Source organism: Nocardia cyriacigeorgica (assembly GCF_029868385.1).
Classification (GTDB): domain Bacteria; phylum Actinomycetota; class Actinomycetes; order Mycobacteriales; family Mycobacteriaceae; genus Nocardia; species Nocardia cyriacigeorgica_F.
Window position 1 is genome coordinate 20,522 of sequence record NZ_JARWNX010000030.1, and the last position, 8,795, is coordinate 29,316.

Here is an 8,795-nt window from a genome sequence, read left to right on the forward strand (position 1 = left end):
GGCCGAATCATCATGCGTCGCAGGGAAAGCGCAGCACAATGGTAGTAATCAGGGTGAGTTCAGCTCTTGTCCGCGAGCTGCGGTCCGCGGCGCGCGCGACACGAACGGGCGCGAGGTAACGGGCCGGACGCGGTCGCGGGAGTACCGTGAATGTCCGCCCGTGCCGAACGGGGTCGAGGACGAGGAGCCTTCGCCGTGACCGTGTTGCGCCGTCTGACCACCTGTACCGCCGTCGTGTCCTGTTCGCTCGCCGTCGCCCTTGCCGCACCCGCCGTCGCGGTGGCCGCACCCGGGCAACCGGCTCCCGCCGCGGCCGCCGATCTGCCGGGCACGGTCCGCACGGCCACTCCTGGCGATCTGCTCGGCGCCTACCAATCGGCGGTCGAGGCGCTGCGCGCCCTCGGCGTCGAGCCGTTCCTGTATCCGACCGCCGCCGCGTTCTGCAATGACGCCAACCCGCTCGGCCTGGTGCCCGCGATGGCGGGCGCGGTGCCGGGACCCTGGCCGAAACTGCCGGTCACCGTGCCCGGCGTCGACCTCAGCGCGGTCGACGCAGGCCAGACCATGTTCGCGTTCGTGCCCTACGGCATCACCGAGGACGGCGCGAACACCACCGGAATGCAGGTCGCCTGGCTGAACATCAGCAATGGCCGCGGCGGTTCGGCGGCCATGGGCCCGATGGCCGCGGTCGTCACCGGCATGATCCCGCCGCAGATCCCCGCCGAACTGCGCCCGACCGTCGAACGCATCATCAGCGACTTCTTCCTCGCCGCCCTGCCTTCCGGCGGCGTCCGCGCCGTCCCCGTGGATACCGGTTCGGGCACGGTCCTCGCCGCCGTCTTCGGCACCGTCCAGAACGGCGACCGCTCCTGCTTCTTCCTACCGACCGTGGGCATCACCGAGGTGCCCTGAGCAGCGGATGCCACCCGGTTCCCGCCCCTACGGCGACAGCTCGCGTCCCTTCCACACCAGCGTCCGATGCGATCGCGCGCGGCGGGATCGGCACCACAGGTACAGGTAGGCCGCGACCGACAGTGGATGAGCCAGTGCGGCGGCGAGGTCGGCACGGCGGGGTGCCCGTCCGGTGTCGAGTGAGCGTGCCACCGCGCGTCCGGCGACCGCTGCCGCATAGCCGAGCAAGCCGGTCCGGCGGACCTTCCCGCGTCCGGCGATGGCAGCCAGCGGTGGTAGCCAATAGCTCAGGGCGGCAATGGTTCCCACCGCGAGACCACCCGCGGCCGTACCGCCGTAGGCCGACCAGAGCCAGCGCGTGTATCCGGCCTCCAGTTCGGCGCGGTCGCGGTACATGCGGGTGCGTGCCAGTGTTCCGGCCGCCACCACGGCGGTGCGCATGCCGTGACGGCGCATGGTCCGGGCGATATCGAGGTCTTCGGTGACGCTGCCCGCCACCGCCGCGTGACCGCCGATCGCGCGATAGCACTCGGCGTCGAAGACCAAGAACTGCCCGCACGCCACCGCCATCGACGGCCGGGTGCCCCGGTCGGCCACCGACATCGGCAGCGTCGTGGCCCACGACCAGCACAGCAGCGGCTGCACCAGACGTTCGGCCAGCGAGACCGCGAGCTGCCGCGGCCATGGCGACAGCAGCGCCACCCGCCGCGTCCGCAGCTCGGTCACCGCCGCCGCGATCGCGGCCGGTTCGAGTCGCACATCCGCATCGAGGAACACCAGCACCGCGGCGTCGGCGGCCTCGGCCAGTCGGGCGCACGCGGCCGCTTTACCGGTCCAGCCCGATGCGGGTTCCGCATCGCAGCGCAGCACCGTGATTCGGTGATCACCGCCCGCCGCGCGCAGTGCCGCCGCATGGGTGTCGTCGGTCGAGCCGTCGTCAAGAACGAGCACCCGCAACCCGGGAACCCCGGTCTGCCCGCGCAGATCCGCGATCAGTTCCGGTAGCCGCCGCGCCTCGTTCCGCGCCGGAACACAGACCGCGATGGTCTCGTCCACGGAGGGACCGGGAATCAGTCGGCGCAACGTCAGCAGGTTCCACACCGCGACAGCGCATCCCGACACCGCGATCCCCGTACCCACCCGAACCGCGGTCATCGATATCGATGGTTTCGACCCACGCCGGGCGGTCGGTCCCGCGTCCGCGATGCCGCGCGATAGCGGGCTCACCGCCTACGACCGGCCCGGACGTCCTGGCGTTCGCTCGACCGGGCCGCGCCGCTGGAAACCCGTGGAATCACCACGGACGGCACCGACGAGCCCACGGGTACCCCCGACCTCGCGGACCGAACCCCCACCGGAGCCGACGCCACCGGACGACGCCTCACCTACTGCGGACCCGGACCTCGCGCCACCATCGGCCGATATCGAAGCTGGGCTCCGGGGCATTCGGCGGGGCCGGATTGCGGTTGACGTAGGCGAGCGCCGCGACCACGGCGGCGACGGCGAGGGTGATGCCACCGACGATGCCCGCCCAGCCCGCGAAGGACCGGGTATTGGGGTCGGCGTAGCTCACCTCGGCGCGCAGGTTCGTCACATCGCCGGGCGGCAGCTTCCACGACACCACCGAATCGCCCTCGCGGGTGCCGTTGGTCTTGGCGATCCTGGCCGGGAAAGCAATGCTGAACTGCACGTCCGAACCATGCGGCGGTACCGATTTCAGGTCGACCCTGCCGTTGAGGCTCACCAGATCGCCGGTGCGTTGGAACTGCAACTGGAACATGCCCTGGGTCTGTTCGGACAGCTGGCCGAGCTGCTGCACCTCACCGAAGGACAGATCGTCGAAGAACACCTGGCTGCCGAGGTAGCCGTCCTGGCTGTAGGGCTCGACCCGCATCTTGGTCGCCAGTGAGTCGGGTGCCTTCAACTGCGGGCCCTTGTCCTCGGGATTGGCCGGGATCACCGCGGCGACGATACGTCCGGACACCCGATCGTTGGACGACACACCCATCGAGGCCTGCACCCGGAGGCATCCGGCCAGCACCGGCATCAGCAAGGCCGCCAGCAGGACGGCCGCCGTCACCCGGATTCCGGGGCGGGGCGAACGCGGCGATATGTCCGGGGCGGCGGGCATCGTGATGTCGGGACTCGGCTGCACGGGTGACATCGTGCCAGGCGCGCGGCCCACGATGCACGCGACACCGCGGATCGGCGGCATTGTCCTGGTGGCGGCTCCTACCGGCGCGAGGCCACCGCCTCGTCATGGCTGCGATGGGCCCGCCGCAGCAGGTCCATCAGCTCCTGCTCCTGCCGGATCCGGCGGCGATACTTCTCCGGCAGCGCCCGCAGCCGCTGCTCCTCACTGCGCAGCAGGCCGAAGACCCGATCCCGTTCGGCCTGGTCGGCGGTATAGCCGAGATCCAGATATTCGGTGGCATGCCGGCGGGCATTGGCCACCGCCTGCTGGGCACGTCCACGCGGGCTGACCACCGACGCGACCACGGTGACGATGAGAACGCCGAGGATCACCAGCAGTGATGCGCCGGTGCTGATCTCGCCCACATGCACCGGGTCGCCGTTGTTGATGAACGGCAGATTGTTCTCGTGCAGTGCGTGCAGGATCAGTTTGACGCCGATGAAGCCGAGGATGGCGGCCAGCCCGAACGACAGGTAGATGAGCCGATCGAGCAGCCCATCGATGAGGAAGTACAGCTGACGCAAGCCCATCAGGGAGAACGCGGTCACCGTGAACACCACGTAGACGTTCTGGGTGAGGCCGAAGATGGCGGGAATGGAGTCGAGTGCGAACATCACATCGGTGCCGCCGATCGCCACCATCACCAGCAGCATCGGGGTCAGCATGCGTTTGCCGTCGCGCACGGTGAACAGTTTGTCGCCGTCGTAGTCGGGGCTGGTCCGAAACCAGGCCTTGGCCACCCGGATCACGATATTGTCCGCCGACCGGCCCTCGGTCTCGGCGGGCGCGAGCATATTGCCCGCGGTCACCAGCAGCAGGACGCCGAAGATGTAGAACACCCAGGAGAAGGCGTTGATCAGGGTGGCGCCGAGGAAGATGAACCCGGTCCGCGCCACCAGCGAGAACACGATCCCGACCAGCAGCACCTTCTGCTGATACTCCCGCGGCACCCGGAAACTGCCGATGATGACCAGGAATACGAACAGGTTGTCCACCGACAGTGCCTTCTCGGTGACATAGCCCGCGAAGTACTCGGTGCCCATATGCACACCGCCGAAGATCAGCACCACCAGGCCGAACAGCACCGCGATGCCCACATAGATCGCCGACCAGATCGCCGCCTCGCGCAGCGTCGGGGTGTGCGCTTTGCGCACATGGAAGAAATAGTCGAACAGCAGGAGCCCGGCGATCAGGGCGAGGGTCGGGATCCATACCGCGGTCGATACCTGCATCATCCCTCCGGATCGTTGACAAGTGACGAAACCGTTCGGGCGTCGGCGCCGCCGGTGTTCGTCACGCTCGCATCCTGGATGGTGCTGGCGCGCTTCCGGGATCTGCCCCGTTCAGCGGGCCGACCAGTCGAACCTACTCGATGGCGGCTACGACATGGGCGAACTCGAACCGAAGTCGTTCGATCGCGGTCGGGCCGGATCGCCGGATGAACCCGCGCGAGCCGAGCCGATCAGCCGCACCAGCAGCGCGATCCCGAGCACCGCCATCCCTGCGCCGCCGTACCCGGCCGAGGCGGGCAGGTCCAGGAACACCGCATGCGCCAACGCGGAGCCGAGCCAGGTCCACAGGAAGACCGCCACCGGAACCACGGTGCCGCCGCGTCGCAGCGGAGCCCCATGCTCCCAACCCGTGAGCAGCACCGCCATCACCAGCGCGACGATCAGCCAGCCCAGATAGTTGGTGAGCGGAATGTGCTCGACGCCGGGCAGGCCCGCATCGGTGACGCACCAGTGCCATTGGCCGTCGGCGACCATCTGCGGGTCGAGAAACAGATCCCAACCCACCGCACCGACGGCGGTGAGCGTGATGCGCGCCCAAGCCCGTTCGGTGAGCATTCCGGCCACCACCCAGATCGGATACATCCCGCCGGTCCAGGCCAGCGGCACCACCAACGGCACACCGGCGACGGCGAGACCGAGCCGATCGGTTGCGTAGTCGTAGCAGCCGAACGGTATTCCGGTGGCGGTGCCGATGATCTCGGCGAGCAGGCCGATACCGGACACGATCACGAGGAAGCCAAGCGCATAACGCGGCCCGCGGGTGTAGGTGGCATGTGCCAGCGCGGTCGCGGCCGATAGCAGCACCACCGCCACCGTCACCCGATCTCGGGCGATTCCGCTGGTCAGCGGGTACGCGATCTGGGTGAGCAGCCACAGCGCGGCGAGCACGCCGGGTGTCAGCGCGGCGAATCCGGCCCGGCGGATCTGCTGGAGCGAATGCGAGACGGTCGCCGCCACCCTGTTACGGCCCGCGTCTGTCGCGGTGTCCGGGCGATGATCCGGTGTGTTCATCGTCGGCGCAGCCGCGCGAACCGACCCTGATCGCGCAGCACCAGCCGGGCGGCGGTGCGGCCGCTGGCGCCGGAGACCCCGCCGCCGGGATGCGTCGACGCCCCCGTCAGATACAACCCCGGCGCGCCGGGCACCCGCTGACCCGCCAGTTCGGGCAGCGGCCGCCACAGCATCATCTGATCCAGCGACATCTCCACATGCATGACATTGCCGCCGAGCAATCCGAGTTCGCGCTCCAGATCGGCCGGTGTCTGCACGAACCGGCGCAGCACCGATCCGGCGAAACCTGGTGCGTAGGAATCGACTTCGCCGATGATCCGGTCGGCCTCGGCGTCGGCGTGCCCGGCCCAGTCGCCGCCATCGGCCAGCCGGTACGGATGCCACTGCGACCACAGCGACAGCTGATGCTCGCCCGGTGCGGCGATGCTCGGATCCAGTGCGCTGAAACTCATCGCCAGCACCACCGGCAGCGGTGGCAGCTGTCCGGCCAGCGCGGCCCCGTGCGCGGCGCGCAGCTGCCTGCGTTCGGACACCAGGAACTGCAATCCGTGCGCGGATTCGGCGGCGGAACTGCCCGGATAGGCGGGCAGCGCGTTCGTCGCGGCCCGCACGACCATCCCGATCCCGGGGCCGACTCTGATCCGCCGACGCCAGTCGTCCAGCGTCGCGGCATCGAAACCGCCGGCGCCCAGCAGATCCAGCGTGGTCAGGATATGTGTACCCGCGATGACGGTGCGCGCGCCGAGTTCACGCCCGGACGCGGTGCGCACCCGCCAGCCCGTACCCGCGCGCCGCACCGAGGTCACGGCATCGCCCGCGCTCACCACCCCGCCGTCGGCCCGCAACCGCGCCACCAACGCCGTGGTCAACGCCCCGCTGCCGCCGACGGCCCGGCCCGGCGGCAGCGTGTGCATGAGCGCGGCGAACCCCACCATCGGCGCGGTGCCCGGCTCCGACATCGGCGGACCGGACTGCGCGCCGAACCATGCCAGCGACGCTTTGAGCCGCTCGTCGTCGAACAGGCCGTCCAGGAGCGCGTCACCGGATTGCAGGAATTGGTGGGAGAGCGCGCTCCCGCCGTCGCGTGCGTCCAGCCCCCAGAACGAGCGCAGCAGATGCCCCGGCGTCGGACCACCGCCGAAGGCTCGCATCACCCGCGCGCTACGCGGACCCCACACCCGGACGAAACGCCGATAGGCCTCGGCATCGCGGTCCCCGCAGGCCGCGGCGATCGAGGCGCAGGTGCGGTCGAGATCGCGATGGAAGACGATCGGCGCCCCACCCTCGGGCCCCGCGGGAGTGAAACCCCATGGATCGCAGTCGATATAGCGCAGCCCGAAGCGTTCCAGCTCCAGCTCCTCGATGATCCCGGTGTGCCGGATCATGATGTGCGCCGAGGAACCACGATCGACGAGATGGCCGGGGAAACGCGGCACCGTCGACACCGCGCCGCCGAGCACCTCGTCGCGTTCGAGTACCTCCACCCGCTGTCCGGCCCGCGCCAGATAGCAGGCCGCGACCAGCGCATTGTGGCCGGACCCGAGGACAGCGACCGTCACCGCGACCTCATAGCGGCAGCCGCCTGCCGAGAATCGCGAACTCCCTGTTGTCACCGGCGAAGACGAAATGCCTGACCACATCACCGAACCCGGCCCGGCGGTACAGCCGCCAGGCGCGGTTGTCCTCGGCGTCGACCTCCGGTGTCGACAACAGCACCGCGCGTTCGGGCCGATCGTCGAGCAGCCGGGTCAGCAGCGTCGACCCGATACCGCGGCCCTGCGCCGCCGGATGCACATGCAGTTCGGTGAGTTCGAAATAGTCCGCCAGCAGCTCCCGCGCCGAATGTTCCGGCCAGCCCGATCGGCGCATCCCCGTGTACACCTGCTGCTGCCACCACTGATGCGGTGCGCCGCGATACCCGTAGCCGATCGCCACCAGCGGCGCGGTGCGCACATCGAAGTAGCCCGAGTCGTCCGGGATCACCGCGGCGACGGCCCGCCAGCCCGGACGTGTGGTGTGTTCGGTCCACATGGGGGCGCGATGGTGTTCGGTGCCGCGCGGGTAGTCCATCGCCGCGACGTACACCGCGAGCGCGTCGTGCAACCGGGCGCGCAGTGCCGTGACCGAGAGGTCGACGACGACTGGGGCGGGGGTGTGCTGTGGCTTGACGGCGGTCATGGCTCTCGTGTGGTGGGGACGCTGTGCGCGGATGCGGACAACTTGTCGGTGGTCGTCTCTATATTCAAGCTCAATTCAAACGTTCGAATACCTGTTCGGTTCGTGCGGTGCCGACCGTCCGGTCGGCCATCGGTCTCGGGCCGGGGTGTGCGACTGGTGGAGGGACGGCTGATGTCTGGTCGAAACGTTCATCCGGGCCGACCCGGGCGTGCGGGCATACTGCTGCGGCGCGCCGACGGGCTACTGATGGAAGCGGCGGGGGAGCACGATCCGCGGGAACGATTCCGCACCGCCTACCTGGCCGCGCTGCGCGGGGCCGGCGCGGTCCTTGCGGCCACCGGAGCCGATGCCGCGCCGCGCGCGCGTTCGCGTAATGCCTGGGTGATGCTGCAACGCGCGGCCCCGGAGTTCGTGATGTGGGCCGACTACTTCGGCTCCCACTCCGAGACGCGGGCAGCGCTGGAAGCGGGCCTGCCACGCGATATCGGACACACCCAGGCCGACGAGTTCTACTCGCGGGTCGGGGCGTTCCTGCACGATGTGGAGGATTTGATCGCGCCGGAGGCTCGTTTACGTGGTCCGGGGGAGCCCGAGTTGCGGATCGGTCCGCGAGTTATCGGCGAGTAGGTGGTACGGCTCTGATCGAACTCGTATCATTGGTGACAGATAGCCGCCAAGGTCGGCTATCTGTCGCCTACCCGGAGGCGACAGCCACGTCCTAGTGCCGGGGGAGGTACCGTGCCACTCTCCGAGCACGAGCAGCGCATGCTCGAACAGATCGAGAGCGCTCTCTATGCTGAGGATCCGAAGTTCGCCTCGTCCGTCCGCGGCGGACGCCTTCGTACGACCTCGAGTAGACGCAGACTCCAGGCCGCTGCCTTGTTCGTCCTCGGCCTGTTCCTACTCGTCGCCGGTATCGCCGCACCGGTGAAGCCCGGCGGCTTCCCGATCATCAGCCTGATCGGGTTCATCGTCATGTTCGGTGCCGGAGTGCTCCTGTTGCTCGGCAGCTCCAAGAAGTCCGGCGGCAGCGGCGACCGTGGCGGCGACGCGCCGTCGAGCGGTCCGTCCGGTGGCAGTTCCGGTGGACGCGGGCGCCAGCGTCGGTCCGGCGGTTTCTCCGAGCGTATGGAAGACCGTTTCCGCAGAAGGTTCGAACAGGAGTAGGCACCCGCCTCGCCCGAGGTTTCGACGAACGGCGGTGCGGC

General features: G+C 69.3%; 9 protein-coding genes. 3 read left to right on the forward strand and 6 right to left on the reverse strand.

Features of this window, described 5'->3' with window-relative positions:
* Nucleotides 1–195: 195 nt before the first annotated feature.
* Nucleotides 196–912 carry a hypothetical protein gene (locus QH168_RS06515; protein ID WP_280233563.1) on the forward strand — a complete coding sequence of 239 codons (717 nt, stop codon included), beginning with the start codon at nucleotides 196–198 and terminating at the stop codon, nucleotides 910–912.
* 27 nt (nucleotides 913–939) lie between these two features.
* On the opposite strand, the gene QH168_RS06520 is transcribed toward QH168_RS06515, so the two are convergent.
* The 6 genes from QH168_RS06520 to QH168_RS06545 form a co-directional block, all read right to left on the reverse strand.
* On the reverse strand, nucleotides 940–2,067 hold the full coding sequence (locus QH168_RS06520) for a glycosyltransferase (protein ID WP_280233564.1): 1,128 nt from the start codon (nucleotides 2,065–2,067) through the stop codon (nucleotides 940–942).
* 226 nt (nucleotides 2,068–2,293) lie between these two features.
* Complete coding sequence (locus QH168_RS06525; protein ID WP_432421045.1) at nucleotides 2,294–3,043, reverse strand: LppM family (lipo)protein; 750 nt, start codon at nucleotides 3,041–3,043, stop codon at nucleotides 2,294–2,296.
* A 101-nt stretch (nucleotides 3,044–3,144) separates the two neighbouring features.
* Entirely contained in the window at nucleotides 3,145–4,338 is a 1,194-nt protein-coding gene (locus QH168_RS06530; protein ID WP_280233565.1) for a TerC family protein, read from the reverse strand.
* Between the two features lie 147 nt (nucleotides 4,339–4,485).
* Nucleotides 4,486–5,409 carry a carotenoid biosynthesis protein gene (locus tag QH168_RS06535; protein WP_280233566.1) on the reverse strand — a complete coding sequence of 308 codons (924 nt, stop codon included), beginning with the start codon at nucleotides 5,407–5,409 and terminating at the stop codon, nucleotides 4,486–4,488.
* Nucleotides 5,406–6,968: a phytoene desaturase family protein gene (locus tag QH168_RS06540; protein WP_280233567.1), complete on the reverse strand. Its 1,563-nt coding sequence runs from the start codon at nucleotides 6,966–6,968 to the stop codon at nucleotides 5,406–5,408. Before QH168_RS06540 ends, QH168_RS06535 begins: the two co-directional genes overlap by 4 nt.
* A 7-nt stretch (nucleotides 6,969–6,975) precedes the next feature.
* Complete coding sequence (locus tag QH168_RS06545; protein ID WP_280233568.1) at nucleotides 6,976–7,587, reverse strand: GNAT family N-acetyltransferase; 612 nt, start codon at nucleotides 7,585–7,587, stop codon at nucleotides 6,976–6,978.
* A 171-nt stretch (nucleotides 7,588–7,758) separates the two neighbouring features.
* On the opposite strand from QH168_RS06545, the gene QH168_RS06550 reads away from it, so the two are divergent.
* Together QH168_RS06550 and QH168_RS06555 are read left to right on the forward strand one after the other, a co-directional pair.
* Nucleotides 7,759–8,214 (forward strand): SAV_6107 family HEPN domain-containing protein, encoded by a 456-nt coding sequence (locus tag QH168_RS06550; protein ID WP_280233569.1) that lies wholly within the window; start codon nucleotides 7,759–7,761, stop codon nucleotides 8,212–8,214.
* 111 nt (nucleotides 8,215–8,325) lie between these two features.
* The gene (locus QH168_RS06555; protein ID WP_280233570.1) at nucleotides 8,326–8,754 is read left to right on the forward strand and encodes a DUF3040 domain-containing protein; all 429 of its coding nucleotides are present in this window, start codon (nucleotides 8,326–8,328) and stop codon (nucleotides 8,752–8,754) included.
* Nucleotides 8,755–8,795: the final 41 nt, after the last annotated feature.

Excerpts from the sequence above, each read along its gene's own strand:
- QH168_RS06520 (WP_280233564.1), bottom strand. The coding sequence starts at position 2,067 with ATGACCGCGGTTCGGGTGGGTACGGGGATCGCGGTGTCGGGATGCGCT.
- QH168_RS06525 (WP_432421045.1), bottom strand. The coding sequence starts at position 3,043 with ATGCCCGCCGCCCCGGACATATCGCCGCGTTCGCCCCGCCCCGGAATC.
- QH168_RS06530 (WP_280233565.1), bottom strand. The coding sequence starts at position 4,338 with ATGCAGGTATCGACCGCGGTATGGATCCCGACCCTCGCCCTGATCGCC.
- QH168_RS06535 (WP_280233566.1), bottom strand. The coding sequence starts at position 5,409 with ATGAACACACCGGATCATCGCCCGGACACCGCGACAGACGCGGGCCGT.
- QH168_RS06545 (WP_280233568.1), bottom strand. The coding sequence starts at position 7,587 with ATGACCGCCGTCAAGCCACAGCACACCCCCGCCCCAGTCGTCGTCGAC.
- QH168_RS06550 (WP_280233569.1), top strand. The coding sequence starts at position 7,759 with ATGTCTGGTCGAAACGTTCATCCGGGCCGACCCGGGCGTGCGGGCATA.